Below are 21,456 nucleotides of genomic sequence, written 5' to 3'. Positions count from 1 at the left end.
GCGCGGGGGGCAGCCCCCCGCGCCCGGCAGGTCATTCGGAAAGGATCGCCTCGTCGGCAACGGCGGCCTGGGTCGCGGCCAGTTCCGGGTCGGCCACCAGCCCATAGGCGGCCAGCGGCCCTTCCGGCCCGGCCAGCTCGTCCGAGACGAAGAATTCCGCGAATTCCTTCAGCCCCGGCACGGTGCCGATATGCTGCTTCTTGACATAGAAGAACAGCGGGCGCGAAACCGGGTATTCGCCCGAGGCGATGGTTTCGGTCGAGGGGTTGACCCCGGCCATGGTCGCGACCTTCAGCTTGTCGGTGTTGTTCTCATAGAAGGACAGGCCGAAGACGCCGATGCCGTTCTTGGCCGACTGGATGCGGGCCAGGGTCTCGGTATAGTCGCCATCGATGTCGATGGACTTGCCGTCGGTGCGCAGCGCCATGCAGGCCGATGCGCCCTCGTCCTCGCCCTTCTCGGCCTTCAGCACCTCGGCGGCGCCCGATTCCTCGCAGCCCGCGGCGATCACCTTTTCCTCGAAGACCTCGCGGGTGCCGTGCTTGGTGCCGGGCACGAAGGCCAGGATCTCCTGGTCGGGCAGCTCGGCGCGGATGTCGCTCCACTTGGCATGGGGGTTCGCAACGACCTTGCCGTCGACCACGACTTCGGCGGCCAGCGCGTTGAACCAGTCGGCCGGGGTGAAGGCAAAGTCGTTGCCTTCGATGTCGCTGGCAAAGACGATGCCGTCATAGCCGATGCGGACTTCCATGATCTCGGTCACGCCGGCGGCCTTGCAGGCCTCGATCTCACTGGCCTTGATCGGACGGCTGGCGTTGGCGATGTCGATGGTGTTCTCGCCCACGCCCTCGCAGAATTTCTTCAGCCCGGCCGAGGAGCCGCCCGATTCCACCACCGGGGTCGGGAAATCGGTATTCTCGCCAAAGGCCTCGGCGACGATGGTCGAATAGGGCAGCACCGTGGACGAGCCCGAGACCTGGATCTGGTCGCGGGCGGCGGCGGCCGTGGCCGAAGCGGCGATCACGGCCAGCGCCGACACGGTGAATTTCGCGGATTTCATAGGATCACTCCTGACATTTCCATGGGGCCGGATTCGGCCTGTGCGTTCTCTAGAACGCCGGTGCGACGGTTATGCGAAAGCAATGTAACAGTTCCGCAACAATGCAGGAGTATCTGCAAAACGGTGAACGGCTGAAACCCGCCGCGCCAGGGCCTTCTCCGTTTTCCAAATACCCCATGGGGTGAATTGGCCCGGAACGGGCCAAGAGGGGAACGGCGTTCCCCTCCCCTTCCCCGCCCATCGCGCGCCTTGCCTAGCCGATCCGGCCGCGCTGCCCGCCGGTCTGCGCCCGGTCGAGCAGCAGGTGGCCCAGGATCACGCAGGCCGCCATGGCCTCGGCGATGGGCACGGCGCGGATGCCGACGCAGGGATCGTGGCGGCCCTTGGTGATCAGCTCGATCTCCTCGCCCCGCCGGTCGATGGTGCGGCGCGGGGTCAGGATGGAGCTGGTCGGCTTGACGGCGAATCGCACCACGATGTCCTGCCCGGTCGAGATGCCGCCCAGGATGCCGCCGGCATGGTTCGAAAGGAAACGCGGGCCTTCGTTGCCCATGCGGATCTCGTCGGCATTCGCGGTCCCGGTCAGGGCGGCGGCGGCCATGCCCTCGCCGATCTCGACGCCCTTGACCGCGTTGATCGACATCATCGCGGCGGCCAGGTCGGTGTCCAGCTTGGCATAGACCGGCGCGCCCAGCCCCGGCGGGCAGCCCTGGACCAGCACCTCGACGGCGGCGCCGACGCTGTCCTGCGCCTTGCGGATGGCGTTGAGGTAATCCTCCCAGGCCGGCACGGCCGAGGCGTCGGGCAGAAAGAACGGGTTGTTGCCGATCTCGGCCGCGTCGAAATTCGCCCGGTCCAGATGCAGCTCGCCCATCTGCACCATGTAGCCGGTGATCTTCAGCCCCGGCGCCAGCTCGCGCAGCACCGCCTGGGCGACGCCGCCCGCCGCGACCCGCGCCGCCGTCTCGCGCGCGCTGGAACGGCCGCCGCCGCGATAGTCGCGGATGCCGTATTTCAGATGATAGGCGATGTCGGCATGGCCGGGGCGGAAGGCCTGGGCGATCTCGCCGTAATCCTTGCTGCGCTGGTCGGTGTTCTCGATCATCAGCTGGATCGGCGTGCCGGTGGTTTTCCCCTCGAAGACGCCCGAGAGGATGCGCACCCGGTCCGGCTCCTGCCGCTGCGTGGTGAATTTCGAACTGCCGGGGCGGCGGCGGTCCAGGAATTGCTGGATCCAGCCCTCGTCCAGCGCCACGCCCGGCGGGCAGCCGTCCACCGTGGCGCCCAGCGCCGGGCCGTGGCTTTCGCCCCAGGTGGTGAAGGTGAAGACGCGACCGAAGGTGTTGAAGCTCATGATTGCCGGACCCCTTTTTGTCTGCGATAGCCGCAGGCCGGGCAAGGGGCAATCCCCAGCCCGGCCCGCCGCCGGACCGGCCCGCAGGGGTGCCGCCGCAAAACCGGCCGCTGCGCGGGAAATTATCCTTTTCCTTCAACGCCAAGGCCGGTTCCGCGCCGTAATCCGCCTCATCCGGCACTGCCGGGCCGGCCCGCCGCCGCCAAGGCTAATTCTCGCGGAAGGCCCGCGACAGGCTGTCCTCGATCGGCTTGACCAGATATTGCGCGAAGGTCCGGGCCGAGGTCTCGATCATGACCTCCGCCGGCATCCCCGGCGTCGGCCGGAAGCCATGCACCCGCCCAAGCTCCGAGGGCGGCAGGTCGATGCGCACCACATAGACCTCGCGCTGGATACCGTCGGTCTGCGTGGCCAGCGCATCGGCCGAGACATAGACCAGGTGGCCCTGAAGCACCGGGGTGGTGCGCTGGTTCAGCGAGGTCAGCCGCACCGCCGCCTTCTGCCCGACCTCGATCTCGTCGATGTCGGTGCGCGCGACATGGGTCTCGATGATCAGCGGCGCATCCTGCGGCAGGATCTCGAGGATCGGCTTGCCCGCCTCGATCACCCCGCCGGGCGTGTGGTAATGCATGCGCACGATGGTCCCCGACACGGGCGAGGTGATATAGGCCCTCTCCAGCACGTCCTGCGCCTTCAGCGATTGCTCGCGGACGCTGTCCAGCTCGGCCTCGATGCCCTGGCTTTCGTTCAGCGCGGCCTGCTTGTGCTGGGTCAGCGCCTGCTCGATCTCGCTTTCGGCCTTGCGCACGGCCTCTTCCGTCTCGGCGATCAGCGCCCTGATGCGGCCCGCCTCGCCCACGGCATCGGCGATGGCCCGCGCCAGGACGTTGACGTCGCTGCGCCGCACCAGCCCGCGCTGCAGCAGCGTGTCGCGGGCGCCGTGATCCTCGCGCAGCAGGGCAAGCTGGGTCTCGATGGCGGCCAGCTGGCCCTGGTAGCCCTCGATGCGCGACCGGCTGGCGGCGATATTGCTTTGCAGCAGGATGACCTCGCCATCCAGCCGGGCGCGGGCGGCGCGAAAGGCCGCCTGCTGTTCGGCCATGATGGCGGCAAAGCTGGGCTCGTCCTCATATTCCTGCAGGAAGCCGTCGAAGACCAGCGTCTCGGCGCCGGCATATTCCGCCCGCAGCCGGGCGCTGATCGCCTCGAGCCGGGCGCGGCGCAATTCCAGCTCGCGCCGGTTGGCGATGGCGGCGGTGCGGTCCAGCTGGATCAGCACCTGGCCTTCGGTCACTTCCTCGCCCTCGTCGACCAGGATCTCGCGGATGATGCCGCCTTCCAGGTGCTGGACGATCTTGTTGCGGCCGGTGGCGACGAAGCTGCCCGGCGCCATCACCGCCGCGGCAAGCGGCGCCCGGAAGGCCCAGGTGCCGAACCCGCCCAGGGACAGCACCAGCAGGGCGATGCCAAAGACCAGGTGCCGCGTCACCGCGCGCGGAACCCGGTCATAGAGGCCGTCGGGGTCGGATCTGCTGGTCATCGGCCTGCCTCCGGTGCGGGGGGTGTCGCGGGCTGCCGGCCCGGCCCGGCCTGGGGCGGGGCGGCTTGCGGCTGCTGGGCCTGGGGCTGAACATGAGCCTGCGGGGCCTGGGCTTGCGGCGGGCGGGCCATGGCGGGGGGCTGGTTGCCCGGCGGCGGCTTGCGGCTCGCCAGCCGCTCCAGCATCTGGTCGCGCGCGCCAAAGGCGGCGATCTGCCCGTCGGCCAGCAGCATGATGTTGTCCACGTCCTGGAGCAGCTGGTATTTCTGCGTCACGACGATCATGGTGATGCCGTCCTTCTTGGCCAGCGCCATCGCCCTGGACAGCGCGCGGTCCCCCGCCGTGTCGAGGTTCGAGTTCGGCTCGTCCAGCACCACCAGGCGGGGGCCGCCGAAAAAGGCCCGCGCCAGGCCGATGCGCTGCTTCTGCCCGCCCGACAGCGGCGATCCGTCGGCGGCCACGATGGTCTCGTAGCCCTCGGGCAGCTTGGCGATCATGTCGTGGACATCGGCCAGCACCGCGGCCTGGTAGATCTCTTCGTCGCGGGCGTCGGGCCGCATCCGGGCGATGTTGTCCTTGATGGTGCCGGGGAACAGCTGCACGTCCTGCGGCAGATAGCCGATGCACTGGCCCAGCTGGCGCTGGTCCCAGTTGCGCAGGTCCATCAGGTCCAGCCGCACGCTGCCCGAGGTGGGCAGGATCGAGCCGACCAGCATCTTGCCCAGCGTCGTCTTGCCGGCGCCGGAATTGCCGACGATGGCCAGCGATGCGCCGGGGTTCAGCGAGAATGTGATCGCGTTCAGCACCACCCGCTTGGTCCCGTTCGGGACGTAGAGCAGCCGCTCGACATCCAGCCGCCCCTCGGGATGGGGCAGCTTCAGCCGCTGCTGGTTCAGCGGCGAGGATTTCAGCAGCGCCGAGATGCGGCCATAGGCGGCGCGCGACAAGAGCACGTGGTTCCAGCCCTCGATGGCGCCCTCGATGGGGGCCAGCGCGCGGCCGGCGATGATCGAGGCGGCGATGACCATGCCGCCGGTGATCTCGCCGTGCAGCGCCAGGTAGGCGCCCCAGCCCAGCAGCCCCACCTGCGTCAGCAGCCGCACCGCGCGCGAGGCGCCGGCAAAGGCGATGTTGCGGTCCTGGGCGCGCACCTGCGCCGTCATCGAGCTGGCGGCGTCGCGGCCCCAGATGGTCACGGCCTCGGGGATCATCGCCAGCGCGTTGATGATCTGCGAATTGCGCATCATCGAATCCAGGTGCAGGTTGGCGCGGCTGAGGTGCCGGTTCGCCTCGGCAAAGGATTTCGCGGTGGCGCGCTGGTTCATCATCGCGATGGCCATCAGCAGGACCGCCGTGGTCAGCACCATCAGGCCCAGGTGCGGATGGACCAGGAAGATCGCCAGGATGAACAGCGGCGCAAAGGGCAGGTCCAGCAGCGACAGCAGCGTGCCCGAGACCAGGAAGCTGCGCACCTGCTGCAGATCGCCCAGCGTCTGGTATTCCTGCCCGGCGCTTTGCAGCGAGGCGCGCGCCGCCGCCGACAGGATGGGCGCGCCCAGCCGGGCCGAGATGTCGACCGAGCTGCGCAGCAGCATGCCGCGCCGGATGGCGTCGAACACCACCTGCAGCAGCACGGCGCCGACGATCACCACCGTCAGCATGACCAGCGTGTCGATCGAGCGGCTGGTCAGCACCCGGTCCGAGATCTGGAACAGATAGATCGGGATCGCCAGCACCAGCATGTTCGAGACGCCGCTGAACAGCAGAACCCCCAGGATATTGGCCCAGATCCGGCGGATCGTCGCACCCAGCGCCCCGGCGATGTCGGGCTCGGACACCCGCTTGTGGAAGGCGGCGCCGTCCTTTGCCTGCACCGTGGCGGGCGCCGGGGGAATGCGCCCGGCCTGCCGCTCGATGGTGGGGCCGGTGCCCATGGGCTTCGAGGCCGGCGGGCGGGGCTTCTCGCCCTGCCAATCGACGCACATCTCGGGTTCGAGCACCAGCCGCTCGCTGGTCTTGTCGGATCGGGTCATGCCAGCACCGTTTGCATGATGTCGGCGGGCACATCGGCATTCGTGCCGATCGGCACGAAATCGCCGTCGCCGGCATCGTCGCCGAGCATCCCCTCGGCCAGGAAAAGCACCGCCTCGCTGGCCAGGCCGGGCGGCGGGGTGGGCATCAGCGGATCGTGGGTCATGACCAGTTCGGCCTGGTGCAGCAGCGCGTCGGAATAGACCTCGCCGCCGGCATAGATCGTCGCATCGACGCCGAACTCGGCGATCACCGCCGCGTTCACCAGCAGGTTCGAGCCGGTGACGACGTTGATCTCGCCCCCCGCCTGCAGAAGGTCGTCGCGATAGACCTCGATCTGGTCGGCATCGCCCAGCACGTTCGTCTGCCGCACCAGGTTGACCGAAACCATGTCGCCCTTGATATGCAGCACCCGCACCAGGTCCAGGCCCTGGAAGGCGGGATCGTTCAGCACCGATTGCGGCAGGCTGACATCGCCCGCCGCCACCCCCGCCAGCATCGCCGCATGGTCCGCGCCGGTCGCGACCACGCCGGACAGGCCGACCTGATGGATGGTCGCGTCGTTGATCAGCAGGTTGTCGCCCGAGCTGATCCTGCCGCCATGGCCGTCGCTGACCATGATGCGGTCGTCGTCCAGCAGCACGTTGGTTTGCAGGATCGCGTTCAGGTTGATGACCTGGCCATCGACGATGATGAGATCGTAGCTCATCCCCAGCTCCAGCAGCGAGACGTGGTTCAGCGCGCCGTTCTCGCCCATCAGCAGCAGGGTCTGGTTGGCCTGAAGCGTGATCGAGGCGATGTCGTTGTCCGACATCAGGTTGAACTGCTCGATCCAGTTCATGCTGATGAGGCTGCCCTCCAGCGTCGCCGTCACCCAGTATTGCGGCGCATCGTCGTCGCCCTGCGGCACCGGCATCGGGTTCGAGAAGCTGGTGTAGCTGGCGAAGTTCAGCCCCTGCGTCGGGCTGGCCTGGCCCTGCGCGGCGGCGGCAAGGCCGCCCAGCGCATCCGTATCGCTCCAGACATTGGTCTGGCTGATGATGTTGTAGCTGTAGACGCCCCCCGCCACGGCGACGACCGGCGCCGTCACCGCGGCGGAATGGATCGTGACCTGGTTGATCAGCGTATTGTTGCCCAGGATCAGGTCATGGCCCTGCCCGATCTCGCCGGGGCCGGCAACGCTGGTGGGACCGGCCGAGGTCGGGCCGTCGCGGCTGGTGACCGGGGCGCCCTCCTGCGCCTCGCGCGCCTGCTCGGCGGCCACCTCCTGGCGATATGCGGGCATGAGCGCGTCGATGTCGGGGCGGGCATCGACCTTGACGCCGTTCTGATACAGGCCCTCGGCATCGGCGCCCTGGCGCGCATGGACCTCGGCGCCGGGGGCTTCGGTCTCGGGCAGGTCGGTCTGGCGGAAGGTCTCGGCGATCAGGCGAAAGGCGGGCTCGTCCGCCGGCATCGCCACCTGCAGGGCGATGCCCAGCTGCTCGGCCTGCGCGGCCAGCGATTCCAGCCGGTCCGTCAACAGCTGCAGATCGACCACCCCCTCGCGCATGGCGTCGGCATTCACCTGGTCGTCATCGGCCAGGCGGGTCTTCTGGACCACGATGACGGCGACCGAGCCCGGCACCGGCAGAACCCATTCCGGGACCGGCGTCACCACGCCGCCCGGCGGCTTGGCGGACCAGGGCACGCCGGCATTGGGCATGCTGGCGGACATCACCTCGGGCGAAACCGAGGCGCGCGGGAAATGGTGGTCCAGCACCAGCACGGGCGGGGCCGGATCGGCCGAAAGCCCCTCGCCGGGGCGATAGGGCGGTGCGTAGCGGATCTCGGGCTGGTAATCGAGCGGCCGATAGGGATGGTCGGCCGCCTGGTGGGTCGGTTCGACCGGGCCCAGGTCGGGGCCGGCCTTCCGGGCGGTCAGGCGATCGTATTCGATCCGCATCCGCCCATGTTCTTCCGCAAGGTGGAAAATTCCGATGAAGTGCCAGATCGCTTCTTCTGTCGCGTCGATCACCAGCATGTCTGCCACCTTCCTCGATAAAACAATTCCGGCAAGGCCGAGGGAAATCAATTAAACGGAAACCTGCGCAGGAAGACCCTGCGCAGGACGTTCGCGTGGGGGCCTGTCAGCCCAGATCGTCCTGGCCGATCACCGACGAGCTGAGATCGCCGCCGACCACGGTCATGTCGACGGTGTTGCCCAGCACGTTCGCACCCATCACGATGCTCTGGTTGAACGCCGAGGTATCCAGGATCGAGTCGGCCGAGGCGGTCGAATAGCCGTTGACATAGCCGTCATCGCCATTGTTCGACCCCCAGGTGCCGGCATGAGCATAGCCACCGTCGCCCGACATCACCTGGCCGCCGGCGCCGCCATTGCCGCTGCTGGTGTTCATGCCGCTGCCGCCCAGGGCATAGCCGCCGGTCGAGCTGGCCGCGCCGCCGGCGCCGCCGGTGGTGCCATTGGCCGCACCGCCCAGGCCGTTGCCGCCCACGGCATCGCCGTAGCCTTCGCCGGTGCCGTCCGCACGGCCGCCGTTGCCGGCCGCCGACAGGGCAGCGCCGAAGCCCGCGCCGCCGGCATCGCCCGAGGTCGCATCGCCCGCCATGGCCGCCGCGGCGGAAAGCGCCGCGCCGATCCCGGCACCGATGCCGCCGGCGCCGCCCGCGTCACCCGCGCCGCCGTCGCCGCCGTCGCCGGAGGTGCCGCCATTGCCGCTGTCGCTGTTGACGCCCACGCCGACCAGGCCCAGGCCAAGCGCGCCGGTCGGACCGGCATCGGCCGAGCCGGTGCCGCCGCCCGAGCCACCGGCCCCGCCAGCACCACCCGGACCACCGGCCCCGGCGCCAAGCGCGCCTGCCAGGCTGCCGGCCCCGGCGTCGCCGCCGCTTGCGTCACCGCTCAGCCCGGCACCGATGCCGGCGCCAAGGCCCGCCGCATCGCCGCCATCGGCCGAGCCGCCCTGGCCGGCGCCCAGGCCAAGCCCAAGGGCCCCGCCGCCGTCGCCGTCGCCGCCCCAGGCCGCGGCGTCGCCGCCGTTGCCGCCATCGGAATGGCTGCCCGAGGCCAGTGCCTTGCCGCCATCGGCATCCGCATCGCCCGAGCCGCCGTCGGCGCTGCCGCCGCTGCCGCCCCGGCCGCCTTCGCTGCCGGCATCGATGCCGCGCTCGGCCGTGGCCGTGCCGCCGTTGACGCTGCCGTTCTGGTTGAAGTCGGCATTGTTCGAGACATGGGCGTCGCTCAGGTCGTCCTGGTCGTTCATCGTCCCGGATTGCGGGATGATGATGCCCACGTCGGCACCGCCGCCGTTCAGGGCGTTGTTCAGCACGTTCTCGATATTGATGTCATCGGTGCCGATGCTGATGTTGCCGTCGCGGTTGACCAGGAAATCGCCCATGCTGCCATGCGCGTTGTTCAGGTCGATGTCGGCATAGTCATTGTCGGTCGGCTGCCACCCCTCCAGGTCGAGGCCCACGCTGACATTGGTCGAGACGTTGGTCTCGACGTCGGTGTTGTTATAGGCCGTGTTCACCGCCTTGTTGTAGGCGTCGTTCGTCGCATCGTTGCGCGCGTCGTTGTTGGCGTCGTTATGCGCATCGTTGCTGGCGTCGTTGTCGGCCTTGTTCTTGGCCGCATTGCCGGCAAGGTTGCCCGCCACGTTGCCCGCAGCGTTATAGGCAAGCGTCTCGGAAGCGCTGCTGTTCGCATTGGCATTGGAGTTCGCGTTGTCGTTCGCGTTGCTCTGGGTCTGGGATTGGCCCTGGTCCTGGCCCTGGCCCTGATCCTGGCCTTGACCCTGGTCCTGGTCCTGATCCTGGCCCTGCTTGTTCAGCTGGCCCTGTCCCTGGCCCTGACCTTGACCCTGGCCCTGATCCTGGTCTTGATCCTGGTCCTGATCCTGGTTCTGGTTGTTGATCGGCCAGGCGAAGAGATTCATGTTGCGGCTGCCAACCATCGTCATTTCCTCCTCTAGAGGCGGGGGAGATGCGGCCAGATCCTTCACAAGCACGCCTGCCCGCCCGGTTTCGGTGGATGAAGGCAAGCCGGTTGCGGTCGCCGGGCAAATGCCCACCGTCACGACGGCACGACCGTCCCCGTCCTGCTGCTGATAAGGGGGATCCGCATACCACCCTGCGCGGCCCCCTGCGGCCGGCCCGGAGGAAACCCGGTTCGCCGACCTGAAGGAAGGCTACGCCCCGCCCACCGATTCGGCCTAGCTGCTCGAAAAGGCTAGAGGGGGGCTGCCCGAATACCCGAAGAACCCCTATTGGACCTATAGCCGACCGGCCCCGGACATCCCCCGCATCGCCCGAAAGGATTAATCCCTTTCGCCAGGGGCACCGGGCCCGGTCCCGGCCGACCTCGCCAAAAGGACAAGCGCCGAAGCGGCGCCTCTACCTTGGAGGGAGTGGCTCGGTCATATTACAACTAAGTTGTGGTGATTCTTGAACTTATCTTTCGCTCTTTCCTTTAAGGCCGGGCGAAAACTTGCTAGGCTGAACCGTCCGGTCGGCTTGGGAGGGCCGACCGGGACGGGGGAGTAAAACCATACGCAAGAAGGTAGGAATGACATGAACATGGCATCTTGCGATGGCGTATCCAGTGAAATTCGTACGCTGTCTGGCCGGCCTGCGCGTGGAACGGCAGAGGTTCTCTTTGTCGGAACGCAATGCAACTTTTCCCACAGCCTGATTTCAGTGACCAGTCAGGAGCTGGGTCATATCACCGTGGCGGCCGCACTGTCCTTCGACGACTTCCGCAGCCTGTCCGAACTGACCGGCGAAAGGCCGACGCTGCTGGTTCTGGACGAACCGACCATGCGCGGATTGACCGAGGAGGATCGCACCTATCTGCTGGCCTTGAACGACGTGGCGCTGGCCATCGCCTTTTGCACCGGCGCCTTCGGCCGGGCCTGCTACGAGGATGCCGAGCTGCGGCGGCGCGCTGCCAGCATCCTGCCGCTGAACATCCGGCTCGACGTCTGGCTTTCCGTCATCAAGCTGGTGGCGCATGGCGGCAACTACATCTTTCCCGAGATCATGTCCTCGGCCGGCGTCGCGATGCCGGCCGCGGTCCCGGACGAGCTTGGCCTGACCCAGCGCCAGCAGGACGTGCTGCGCCTGGTCGCCGACGGCCAGTCCAACAAGCGCATCGCGCTGAGCCTGGGCCTGTCGGTCCATACGGTCAAGCTGCACCTGCGCAATGCCAGCCTGCGCCTGGGCGCCCACAACCGCACCGAGGCCGCCATGCGCTATCGCGCATTACGATCGTGACGGCGCCGCCGCCGACAGCCGGGGCCAGCGCGGTCGAACCCGACCTGGATGCCGTGTTGCTGCGGGTCGGGCGGCTGAACTACGCCTGGAGCAATACCGAAAGCCTGCTCATCCACATGCTCGCCGGGCTGACCGGGATGGACAAGAGCGCCGCGGTGGTGGTCTTTCTGTCGGTCACGTCGACGCGCGGCCGCATCGAGATGGTCGAGCGTCTTGCGAAGCTGCGCCTGCCCGCCGGGCAGGAGCAGCAGGAACTGCTGGAGCTGACGGCGCGCTTCGCCCGGCTGTCCGCCGTCCGCCACCGCTACAACCACAGCATCTGGTCCTTCCAGGAGGACGGCTCGGTCTCGACCATCCTGATGCGGATCGCCGACCGGCGCGACCGCATCCACATGGGCCGCAAGCAGACCCTGGGCAGCGACGAGATGCTGCGGCTGGACCAGGACCTGGAGATGCTGTCCCAGCTGAACCGCAACATCTGGCGCTTCCTGCGCCAATACGACTATCCGATCGACTGAGGGCGCGCGCGGGATGCGCGCGCGCCGCCGCCGCGTCAGGCGTCGATGAACTCGCGCACGAAGGGCGTCGCCGGGCGGGCACGGATGTCCTGCGGGCGGCCGACCTGCTCGATCCGGCCCATGGACATCACCACCACCAGGTCGGCCAGTTCCATCGCCTCGTCCTGGTCGTGGGTGACGAAGACCGTGGTCAGGCCGGTGCTGTCGTGGATCTCGCGCAGGCCCTGGCGCAATTCCTTGCGCACGCGGGCATCCAGCGCGCCGAAGGGCTCGTCCAGCAGCAGCATGCGCGGCTCGATCGCCAGCGCGCGGGCCAGGGCGACGCGCTGGCGCTGGCCGCCCGACAGCTGGCTGGGAAAGCGCCCGCCGATCTGCGGCAGCTGGATCAGGTCCAGAAGCCGGGTCACGCGGCGCCCGATCTCGGCCCGGTTGGGGCGCGAGCGGCGCGGGCGGGCGCGCAACCCATAGGCGATGTTCTCGAACACGGTCATGTGCCGAAACAGCGCATAGCTTTGGAAGACGAAGCCGGCGCGGCGCTCTTGCACCGTCAGCCCCGTCGCGTCCTGCCCGTCGAAAAGCACCCGGCCGGACGTCGGGAACTCCAGCCCGCCCAGGATGCGCAGAAGCGTGGTCTTGCCCGAGCCGGAAGGCCCCAGCAGCGCCACCAGCGCCCCCGAGGGGATGGCCAGACTGACCGGATGCAGCGCGGTGGTGGAACCGAAGCTCTTGGCGATTTCATCGATCTCGATATGCATGGGACACCTCAATGGCGGCGCGTTGCGGCAAGCTGGTCGGCGTGGCGCCATTCCAGCACGGTCTTGAGCGCCAGCGTCAGCAGGCCCAGCGCCGCCAGCACCGCGGCCAGGCTGAAGGCGGCGACCGAAAGATATTCGTTGTAGAGCATCTCGATGGTGATCGGCATGGTCGCGGTCTGGCCGCGGATCTTGCCCGAGACCACCGCGACGGCGCCGAACTCGCCCATGGCGCGGGCATTGCACAGCAGCACGCCGTAAAGCAGCGCCCATTTGATGTTGGGCAGGGTCACGGTCAGGAAGGTGCGCCAGCCCGAGGCGCCCAGCGTCAGCGCCGCCTCTTCCTCGGCCCGGCCCTGCTCGATCATCACCGGGATCAGCTCGCGCGCGACGAAGGGGAAAGTGACGAAGATCGAGGCCAGCACGATCCCCGGCAGGGCGAAGATGATCGGGAAGCCGCTGGCGACCAGCCAGCCGCCGATCAGGCTGTTGGTGCCGAACAAGAGCACCAGCGCCAGCCCCGCCACCACCGGCGAGATGGAAAACGGCAGGTCGATCAGCGTGATCAGGAAGGCCTTGCCGCGAAAGTCGAACTTGGTGATCGTCCAGGCGGCGGCGATGCCGAAGACCGCGTTCACCGGCACCGAGATCGCCGCGACGATCAGCGTCAGCCGGATGGCCGAGGTCGCCTCGGGCCGGGTGAGCGAGGCAAGCGCCTGGCCCGCGCCGCGTGCAAGGGCCTCGGCAAAGACCACGGCCAGCGGCGCCACCACCAGGACGGCCAGCCCGCCCAGCGCCAGGGCGATCAGCAGGACGCGGACCGGCCGGCTTTCCTCGGCCACCGGACGCCATTTCGCGGGTTTTTCGCTGGCGGCAGCGTGCAGCGTGCTGTCAAACATGGCCGATCCTCCGCCGGCTCCAGATCTGGATCAGGTTGATCGCCAGCAGCATGGCGAACGAGATCAGCAGCATGGCGATGCCGATGGCCGCCGCGCCGTCATAGTCGAACTCCTCGAGCTTGATGACGATCAAGAGCGGCGCGATCTCGGTCTTCATGGGCAGGTTGCCGGCGATGAAGATGACCGAGCCGTATTCGCCGACCGCGCGCGCCAGGGACAGCGCAAAGCCGGTCAGCGCCGCGGGCAGCAGCATGGGCAGGATCACCCGGCGCAGGGTATGGAACCGCCCCGCCCCCAGCGTGGCCGAGGCTTCCTCGACTTCCTGCTCGATCTCGGCGATCACCGGCTGCACGGTGCGGGTGACGAATGGCAGGCCGACGAAGATCAGCGCGATCAGGATGCCCCATTGCGTATAGGCGACCTTGCCGCCCAGGTCCCGGACGATGCTGCCGAAGACGCCGTTCGGCGCGTAAAGCGCGGTCAGCGCGATGCCCGCCACCGCCGTCGGCAGGGCAAAGGGCAGGTCGACCAGCGCGTCGACCAGCCGCCGGCCCGGAAAGTCATAGCGCGCCAGCACCCAGGCCAGCAGCGTGCCGAAGACCAGGTTGACCAGCGCGGCCAGAAAGGCCAGGCGGAAGGACAGATAGAGCGCCGCCCAGACCCGCGGCGTGTTGATCGTGGCCCAGACCGCCTCGGGGCCGTAGCTGATGCCCCGTGCCAGCAGCGCGCCGACCGGCAGGATGACGATCAGCGACAGCATGGCCAGGGTGATGCCCATGCCGAGGCCAAAGCCCGGCATGGGGGATTTCTGCAAGCGGAACGCCAGCGCCATCGGTCATTGCCCCGAATAGATCTGGTCGAAGGTGCCGCCGTCGCCGAAATGCTCGGGCTGGGCCTGTTTCCAGCCGCCGAAATCGGCGATGCTCACCAGATCGAGCTGCGGGAACCGCGCCACGTCCTCGGGATCGGCGGCGCTGTCGTCCCAGGCGCGATAATAGTGCTTGTAGGCCAGCGCCTGCCCCTCGGGCGAATAGAGGAAGGCCAGATAGGCATCGGCCAGCACCTTCTGCTCGTCATCGGCGATGTTCTTGTCCACGATGGCGACCGGCGGCTCGGCCAGGATCGAGACCGAGGGCACGACGATGTCGAACCTGTCCTCGCCCAGCTCGTTCAGCGCCAGGTAGGCCTCGTTCTCCCAGGCCAGCAGCACGTCGCCGATCTCGCGCTGGGTGAAGGTGGTGGTCGAGCCGCGCGCGCCGCTGTCAAGCACCGGGACATGCTTGAACAGCTCGGTCACGAAGCCCTTGGGGTCCTGGCCGTTCTTCTGCGCCCAGGCCCAGGCGGCAAGATAGTTCCAGCGCGCCCCGCCGCTGGTCTTGGGGTTCGGGGTGATGACCTCGACGCCTTCCTTGACCAGGTCGCCCCAGTCCTGGATGCCCTTGGGATTGCCCTCGCGCACCAGGAAGACGATGGTCGAGGTATAGGGCGCGCTGTTGTGCGGCAGGCGCGACTGCCAGTCCTCGGGCAAGAGGCCCCGCGTCGCGATCTGGTCGATGTCCGAGGCCAGCGCCAGCGTCACCACCTGCGCCTTGAGCCCGTCGATCACCGAGCGCGCCTGCGCGCCCGAGCCGCCATGCGAGGTCTCGATGGTCGGCGCCGCATGCCCTTCGGCCTGCCATTTCGCGGCGAAGGCGGCGTTCACCTCGCGGTAAAGCTCGCGCGTGGGGTCGTAGCTGACGTTCAGCAGGCTGTTGTCGGCATGGACCGGGCCGGCCAGCCCCAGCCCGACCACGCTGGCCACGATCGCCGCGATGCGCCGCAATCCCGGTGCCGCCGGACCGGCACCCCTGCACCTGGACTCCTCCGCGCCGCGAGAGCGAATCGACCGGCCATCGGCCGTCGGATTATCGGTTGCGGGAACGATGCGGGTCATGATGCTTGTCCTCCTTGCTCTGCTTACGGGAGCTTCATGACCATAATTACGACAGAGTTTATCGTTTATTGCAAGATAAAGACGCGTTCCCCCATCGTTTTTATTATAATTAAATATCAATTCCTTACATTGTGTATGGAAAATTTTCCGCAATCGCCGTTCATGCGGCAGGGGCGCTGACGGGACAAGGCCGGCCCGTTCGGGGCCGGCCTTGCTAGCGGATCAGGCGGGTTCGCCCCCTCCTCAATCGTCGTCGTCATCGTCGTCGTCGCGATCCCGCCTCCGCCGCCGCCTCGGGCGATCATCGTCGTCGTCATCGCCCCATCCGCGATGGCGGAAGGCGCGGCGGTCGTCGTCGCCCTGCCACCAGCCGCGATAGGCCCAGCCGTCCGGGACGCGCAGCAACAGCCGCTCGACCCCGTCCCGGTGGAAACGGCGGGGAAAGTCGTCGTCATCCGCCAGGGCCGCTGCCGGAAGGGTCGCCGCGAATGCGGCCGCCGTCAGAATCATGCGAAAATGTGCCATGCGCTTCATCCTTTGATCCGAAGGTTGCAGGGGGATTACGCGGCACGGCGCGATCCATTCCCGGCGGATGGCGATTTTTTCAGGCAAGGCGCCGCGGGAACCATCGCCCTCGGGTCGCGTTCCGCTTTCGACCAGCAAGGGAGAGAATAATGAAAGGCATCATCGCCTGGCTTCTGGGCGTTCCGATCTTCGTCATCATCCTGCTTTACCTGACCGGCATCTTCTAGCCGACAGCGCCCGGAGCCCCCTCCGGGCGCTTTCCTGCCCGGCCCGCGGCGGCTGGACGCCCAAGGGCCGCAGGGCTAAGCATGGGCGCCCGCCACGAAGAGGAGCCGTCCGGCATGACCGATACCCTGCTGATGCTTGCCGCCGGTTTCCTTGGCGGAATGCTGAACGCCGTCGCCGGGGGCGGCACCTTCATCACCTTCCCTGCGCTGGTCGCCAGCGGCGTGCCGGTGGTCTCGGCCAATGCCACCAGCACGGTCGCCGCCCTGCCCGGCTATCTGTCCGCCGCGTTGGGGTTCCGGCGCGAGATCGCGCAGATCGAACGCGCGCTGGTGCTGCGGCTGACCTTCTGGACGCTGGCCGGCGGCATCGTCGGCTCGTGCCTGCTGCTGGTCTCCTCGAACCAGGCCTTCGCGGTGCTGGTGCCCTTCCTGCTGCTGGCGGCGACCTCGGTCTTCATCTGGGGCGCGCAGGTGCGGGAATGGGCGGCGCAGCACCGCAACGCGGCCGCGCCCTTCGGCGCCGGGACCATGGTGCCGGTGGCGATCTACGGCGGCTATTTCAACGGCGGGCTGGGCATCGTGCTGCTGGCGCTGTTCGCGCTTTGGGGCATGACGCAGCTGAACCAGATGAACGGGCTGAAGAACTGGCTGTCCTTCGCGCTGTCGGTGATCTCGCTGGCGATCTTCGCGGCGGGCGGGCAGGTCGCCTGGTGGCCCGCGGCGGTGATGAGCCTCGGCACCATCCTGGGCGGCTACCTGGGCGCGCCGGTGGCGCGGCGCATCCCGGTCCCGGCGCTACGGGCATTGATCGCGGCCATCGGCTTTGGCATGACGGCACTGTTCTTCTGGCGGCTCTTCTGACGCCAGCCCAACCCGAAAGGATTTTCCATGTCCGAGATCAAGCGCATCGAGACCGGCCCCCGCATGAGCCAGGCGGTCGTCCACAACGGCACCGTCTACCTGGCCGGCCAGGTCGGCAAGCCGGGCGAACCCGTGGCCGAGCAGACCCGCGAGGTGCTGGCCCAGATCGACCGGCTGCTGGCGGAATGCGGCTCGGACAAGACCCGCATCCTGTCGGCGCAGGTCTGGCTGGCCGACATGGGCGATTTCGCCGAGATGAACGCGGTGTGGGACGCCTGGGTCGCCCCCGGCCACGCGCCTGCCCGCGCCACCGGCGAATCGGCGCTGGCGACGCCCGACTACAAGGTCGAGATCATCGTGGTCGCGGCGCAGAACTGATCGCCGCCATCACCGACCGCGCGGCGCGCAGGCCCGGAGCCTCGCCGCCGCGCCCCAGCCGCTCCATGGTCAGCGCCATCGCCGCCAGTTGCTCGGCCCGCTCATCGCCGTTCTCGATCAGCCGGAACAGCGCCTGCGACATCGGCCCCGGCTGGCAGTTGCGACCCAGGAATTCCGGCACGGCGCGGGTCTCGCTGACCAGGTTGACCAGCGTCACCGTATCGGTCCGCAGCAACAGCCCGATGACCAGCCGGCTCAGCGGCGCCACGTCATAGCCGATCACCATGGGCACGTCGTTCGCGGCCAGGTCCAGGCTGACCGTGCCCGAGGCCGCCAGCGCCAGATCGGCGGCGGCAAAGGCGGCGCGCTTCTCCTCGGGGTTCTCGACCACGACGGGCGCGGTGGGCCAGCGCCGCGCCATGTCGCGCACCAGGACCGAGACGCCGCGCACGGTCGGGATCACCACGCGGATCTCCGGCACCCGGTCGCGCAGCCGGATCAGCGCCTCGTCGAAGCGCGGGCCAAGCCGGCCCACCTCGGTCCGGCGCGAGCCCGGCAGGCACAGGACCAGCGGCGCATCCGGCGCAATGCCGTTCGCGGCGCGAAAGGCCGCCGCCTCGGCCGCGCCCGCCACCGGCTCGGCGGCGATGGGATGGCCGACGAAATCGCAGCTCATGCCGGCCGCCCGCATCAGCGGCGGCTCGAAGGGCAGGATGGCCAGCACATGGTCGATCACCTCGGCCATCTTCCCGGCCCGCCCCGCCCGCCAGGCCCAGACCGAGGGCGCGACATAATGGATGGTGCGCAGGCCGGGGTGCAGCGCCCGCGCCTGGCGCGCGACGCGCAGGCAGAAATCGGGGCTGTCGATGGTGATCAGCGCATCGGGCCGGGCCGCGGCGACGGCGCGGGCGGTCTCGGCGATCCGCGCCTTGAGCGCGCGATATTTCGGCAGCACCTCCCAGATGCCCATCAGGCTCAGCTCTTCCATGGGAAAGCGGCTCTCCAGCCCCTGCGCCGCCATGGCAGGACCGCCGACGCCCAGGAATTCGGCGCCGGGATCAAGGCTCTTCAGCCCGGCCATCAGGGCACCGCCCAGGTTGTCGCCCGAAGGCTCGCCCGCGATCAGGAAGAATTTCATCGCGCCGCTCCGCTTGCCATGCCCCGACATGGGTATTTGAAGAACAGAGAAGCGACCTGGACTTCTTCGTTCTCCAAATACCCTCCCGCCGCTCTCGCGGCCCTGTCACTTGAGTATTTGCGAAACGGTGAAGCAAGCCTCTTTCACCGTGTCCCGAATACTCATGTCACCCGCGCGCCCAGAGAAACAGCCCCGCCGCCTGGGCGCGGCGCATTGCCTCGGTCCGGTCCAGCAGGATGACGCTGCCCGCCTCCCAGGCGATCCCGGCCAGCCCGGCCTCGGCGGCCTGGGTCACGGTCTCGGGGCCGATGGTCGGCAGGTCGATGCGCCGGTCCTGGCCGGGTTTCGGCGCCTTGTAGAGCACGCCGCCAGCCCCCTTGGGATCGGGTTTCAGCCCGGCATGCAGCCTTGCGAATTCCAGCATGGCCTGGGTGCCCGGCAGCGCCTCGACGGCAAGGCAGAGCCCCTGAGCCACCACCGCGCCCTGGCCGATGTCCAATGCGCCGAGCCCGGCGACGATCTCGGCGGCGCGGGCCGCGTCCTTCTGGTCGCGCGGGCCGGGCTCGCCCACCAGGACGCCTTCGCCGGGCACCAGGTCCGGCAGGATCTGGTCGACGGAACAGATGGATATTCCCGCTTCCTCGAAGACGTCGAGGACCGCGCGCAGCGCCGCGTCGTCGCCCGACTGCATCCCCATCAGGATGCGCGGCACGATGGTCAGGGTGCGGGGGTCGAAAAGCTCGGGCTCGATCTTGGGGCGGCGGATGGCGCCGGCGAAGACCGCCTGCGTCACGCCCTGGTCGGCCAGCTCGTCCAGGAAGGGCACCAGCCGTTCGAGGCGAAAGGGCTTCGCCTCGACCTCGGGCCTGAGGTTGTCCAGCGCATAGACCAGCGGCTGGTCCAGCGCCGCGGCGATGGCGGGGGCGAGGCTGCCCTCGCCGGCGATCAGGGCGATGCGGCTCATGGATGCGCTCTCACGGATGGGGGGCCAGGAAGCTGCGGTCCGAGGGGCCGAGGATGAAGTCGAGCACCTCGCGCACCATCGGCCCGTTCTCGGCCTCGGCCAGGTGCCGGGCGGTGTCGCGGAAGCTGCCCCGGCCCAGCTGCGCCAACATGTCGCGCAGCGCGTGGATGTCCTCGCGCGAGGCGCCGCGGCGCTTCAGCCCCACCAGGTTCAGCCCGTCCAGATGGCCCCGCGGCCCTTGCACCAGGCCAAAGGGGATCACGTCCGCCGTCACCATCGTCACCGCGCCGATCATCGCGCCGCGGCCGATGCGCACCCATTGATGCACGCCCGACAGCCCGCCCACGATCACGTCGTCCTCCAGCACGCAATGGCCGGCGACCGAGGCGTTGTTGACCAGGATCACCCGGTCGCCGATCCGGCAATCATGCGCGACATGGCTGCCGGCCATGAAGAGCCCGTCGTCGCCGATGCGGGTCACGCCGCCGCCGCCCTCGGTGCCGGGGTTCATCGTCACATATTCGCGGATGCGGTTGCGGGCGCCGATTTCCAGCCGCGTGCGCTCGCCCCGGAACTTCAGGTCCTGCGGCACCTCGCCCAGAGAGGCGAAGGGGAAGACGATGGTTTCGTCGCCGATCGCGGTCTCGCCCGCCACCACGACATGCGATTTCAGCACCACGCCCCGGCCGAGGCTGACCTCGGGGCCGAGGACGCAGAAGGGGCCGATCTCGCATCCCGCGCCGATCTTCGCGGCAGGGTCCACGACGGCCGAGGGATGGATGCGGGTCTCAGCCATTCTCGCCACGGTTCAGCATGGCCATCACCTCGGCCTCGGCGGCGAGCTGGCCGTTCACCAGGGCACGGCCCTCGAACTTCCAGATCTTGCCGCCGCCGCGCAGGGTCTTCATGTGCAGTTCCAGCACGTCACCCGGCACCACCTTCTGGCGGAAGCGGCATTTGTCGATGGACATGAAATAGGTGCCCATGCCCTTGTCGGCGAGATCCAGCGTCACCCCGACCAGCACCGCGGCCGATTGCGCCATGGCCTCGATGATCAGCACGCCGGGCATCACCGGCTCCTGCGGGAAATGGCCTTCGAAATGCGGCTCGTTCGAGGTCACGTTCTTGACGCCGACGCAGCTTTCGCCCGGCACGATGTCGCGCACCCTGTCCACCAGCAGGAAGGGATAGCGATGCGGCAGGATGCGCTTGACCATCGCCAGATCGACTTCGGTCGGCGGGATATAGGCGGTCTGGTCATCGTTCGGGGCGGCGGCCATGCGGTCCTCTTGGAATGTTTTCATTTGCCTAGCAACGGCGCGCGATCTTGGCAAGTTTCGCGCGTCAGCCCCCTGCCGCCGCCTGGGCGCGCAGCCGGCCGCGGCCCTCGGCCAGCCAGCCGGCCAGCGCCAGCCCGGCGATCAGCGCAAGCCAGGCCCAGCCGGGCAGCAGCGGGCGATGGGTCATGCCGCTGACCGAGGCCGCATTGCGCGGGGCGATGGCGATCCACGGCCCGCCCACGCCCTGGCCATGCGCCGGCCGTCCCTCGCGCACCGTGCGCAGGCCGGGCATGCCGTCGGAAAGCGGCAGCACCGCGCCCTGCGTCGCCTGGGCCAAGGGGCCCAGCACGGCGCCCGAGGCGACGGTTTCCTCGAACTCCCGCGGCGCGGCGGGGCCGAGCGCCAGAACCCGGCTGATCTCGCCATCCGCCAGCCGGTAGAGCCCAGGCCCCGGCGCGGTCCAGCGCGCGGTGAAGCGGCCGGGGCCGGCCTCGGCCAGCGCCACCTCTTCGGTCCGGCCATCGGGGCGGGTGATCGTCACCGGGCCGGCGGTCGGGTTCATGGTGCGGCGGGTGATCGTCACCGTCAGCTCGCCGCCGACATCGGCCAGCAGCGCCTCTTCTTCCAATTCCGGCTCCTGCATCGACCAATGCGCGATGCGGCGCAGCAGTTCGAGCTGCGGCCCGCCGCCCTCGAAGCCGCGGCCCCAGAGCCAGACC

General features: G+C 68.7%; 19 protein-coding genes and 1 pseudogene. 4 read left to right on the top strand and 16 right to left on the bottom strand.

All coding sequences use genetic code 11. The annotated features are described in order from the left end of the window. Positions 1-31 precede the first annotated feature (31 nt). The 6 genes from IT40_RS15155 to IT40_RS30510 form a co-directional block, all read right to left on the bottom strand. Positions 32-1,060, bottom strand: coding sequence for a substrate-binding domain-containing protein (locus IT40_RS15155; RefSeq protein ID WP_036756839.1), 1,029 nt, complete (start codon positions 1,058-1,060; stop codon positions 32-34). Between the two features lie 253 nt (positions 1,061-1,313). Further along, positions 1,314-2,414, bottom strand: coding sequence for a chorismate synthase (gene aroC, locus IT40_RS15150; protein WP_036756835.1), 1,101 nt, complete (start codon positions 2,412-2,414; stop codon positions 1,314-1,316). 208 nt (positions 2,415-2,622) lie between these two features. Continuing rightward, a complete protein-coding gene (locus tag IT40_RS15145; RefSeq protein WP_036756831.1) occupies positions 2,623-3,954 on the bottom strand; it encodes an HlyD family type I secretion periplasmic adaptor subunit in 1,332 nt (443 codons plus the stop codon). After that, the gene (locus IT40_RS15140) at positions 3,951-5,987 is read right to left on the bottom strand and encodes a type I secretion system permease/ATPase (protein ID WP_084197168.1); all 2,037 of its coding nucleotides are present in this window, start codon (positions 5,985-5,987) and stop codon (positions 3,951-3,953) included. The genes IT40_RS15145 and IT40_RS15140 overlap by 4 nt, the downstream gene beginning before the upstream one ends. Next, positions 5,984-8,008, bottom strand: coding sequence for a hypothetical protein (locus IT40_RS15135; protein ID WP_036756828.1), 2,025 nt, complete (start codon positions 8,006-8,008; stop codon positions 5,984-5,986). Before IT40_RS15135 ends, IT40_RS15140 begins: the two co-directional genes overlap by 4 nt. A gap of 106 nt (positions 8,009-8,114) precedes the next feature. After that, positions 8,115-9,950, bottom strand: coding sequence for a hypothetical protein (locus IT40_RS30510; RefSeq protein WP_052095988.1), 1,836 nt, complete (start codon positions 9,948-9,950; stop codon positions 8,115-8,117). A gap of 736 nt (positions 9,951-10,686) precedes the next feature. Here IT40_RS30510 and IT40_RS26805 point away from each other — a divergent pair. Next, positions 10,687-11,262: a helix-turn-helix transcriptional regulator gene (locus IT40_RS26805; protein WP_052095986.1), complete on the top strand. Its 576-nt coding sequence runs from the start codon at positions 10,687-10,689 to the stop codon at positions 11,260-11,262. Beyond that, a complete protein-coding gene (locus IT40_RS15120) occupies positions 11,259-11,780 on the top strand; it encodes a hypothetical protein (protein WP_052095984.1) in 522 nt (173 codons plus the stop codon). Before IT40_RS26805 ends, IT40_RS15120 begins: the two co-directional genes overlap by 4 nt. A 35-nt stretch (positions 11,781-11,815) precedes the next feature. Here the strand turns inward: IT40_RS15120 and IT40_RS15115 are convergent, their stop codons facing one another. From IT40_RS15115 to IT40_RS15095, 5 genes are all read right to left on the bottom strand, one after another. Further along, positions 11,816-12,535, bottom strand: a complete 720-nt coding sequence (locus IT40_RS15115) for a sulfate/molybdate ABC transporter ATP-binding protein (protein WP_036756950.1) — start codon at positions 12,533-12,535, stop codon at positions 11,816-11,818. A gap of 8 nt (positions 12,536-12,543) precedes the next feature. Next, the gene (gene cysW / locus IT40_RS15110) at positions 12,544-13,431 is read right to left on the bottom strand and encodes a sulfate ABC transporter permease subunit CysW (RefSeq protein ID WP_181180931.1); all 888 of its coding nucleotides are present in this window, start codon (positions 13,429-13,431) and stop codon (positions 12,544-12,546) included. Next, a complete protein-coding gene (gene cysT / locus IT40_RS15105) occupies positions 13,424-14,263 on the bottom strand; it encodes a sulfate ABC transporter permease subunit CysT (RefSeq protein ID WP_036756820.1) in 840 nt (279 codons plus the stop codon). Before cysT ends, cysW begins: the two co-directional genes overlap by 8 nt. 3 nt (positions 14,264-14,266) lie before the next feature. Continuing rightward, a complete protein-coding gene (locus tag IT40_RS15100; protein WP_166436073.1) occupies positions 14,267-15,364 on the bottom strand; it encodes a sulfate ABC transporter substrate-binding protein in 1,098 nt (365 codons plus the stop codon). 243 nt (positions 15,365-15,607) lie between these two features. After that, positions 15,608-15,889, bottom strand: coding sequence for a hypothetical protein (locus IT40_RS15095; RefSeq protein WP_147307245.1), 282 nt, complete (start codon positions 15,887-15,889; stop codon positions 15,608-15,610). Positions 15,890-16,230: 341 nt separating this feature from the next. On the opposite strand from IT40_RS15095, the gene IT40_RS15090 reads away from it, so the two are divergent. Together IT40_RS15090 and IT40_RS15085 are read left to right on the top strand one after the other, a co-directional pair. Next, the gene (locus tag IT40_RS15090) at positions 16,231-16,977 is read left to right on the top strand and encodes a sulfite exporter TauE/SafE family protein (protein ID WP_036756811.1); all 747 of its coding nucleotides are present in this window, start codon (positions 16,231-16,233) and stop codon (positions 16,975-16,977) included. Between the two features lie 27 nt (positions 16,978-17,004). Then, positions 17,005-17,355 (top strand): RidA family protein, encoded by a 351-nt coding sequence (locus IT40_RS15085; protein WP_036756808.1) that lies wholly within the window; start codon positions 17,005-17,007, stop codon positions 17,353-17,355. Here the strand turns inward: IT40_RS15085 and lpxB are convergent. From lpxB to IT40_RS29290, 5 genes and pseudogenes are all read right to left on the bottom strand, one after another. Continuing rightward, entirely contained in the window at positions 17,330-18,493 is a 1,164-nt protein-coding gene (gene lpxB / locus IT40_RS15080; RefSeq protein ID WP_036756947.1) for a lipid-A-disaccharide synthase, read from the bottom strand. The two genes, IT40_RS15085 and lpxB, sit on opposite strands and share 26 nt — an antisense overlap. A 166-nt stretch (positions 18,494-18,659) precedes the next feature. Further along, entirely contained in the window at positions 18,660-19,457 is a 798-nt protein-coding gene (locus tag IT40_RS15075) for an LpxI family protein (RefSeq protein ID WP_036756803.1), read from the bottom strand. A 10-nt stretch (positions 19,458-19,467) separates the two neighbouring features. Then, positions 19,468-20,253: an acyl-ACP--UDP-N-acetylglucosamine O-acyltransferase gene (gene lpxA / locus IT40_RS15070; protein ID WP_036756798.1), complete on the bottom strand. Its 786-nt coding sequence runs from the start codon at positions 20,251-20,253 to the stop codon at positions 19,468-19,470. Continuing rightward, a complete protein-coding gene (fabZ, locus tag IT40_RS15065) occupies positions 20,246-20,674 on the bottom strand; it encodes a 3-hydroxyacyl-ACP dehydratase FabZ (protein ID WP_370362694.1) in 429 nt (142 codons plus the stop codon). Before fabZ ends, lpxA begins: the two co-directional genes overlap by 8 nt. Before the next feature lie 127 nt (positions 20,675-20,801). After that, a pseudogene (locus tag IT40_RS29290) lies at positions 20,802-21,456 on the bottom strand (hypothetical protein); the annotation flags it as partial.

The sequence above is a fragment of the Paracoccus versutus genome, assembly GCF_000763885.1.
Lineage (GTDB): Bacteria > Pseudomonadota > Alphaproteobacteria > Rhodobacterales > Rhodobacteraceae > Paracoccus > Paracoccus versutus.
This window is presented reverse-complemented; position numbering and strand designations above follow the sequence as displayed.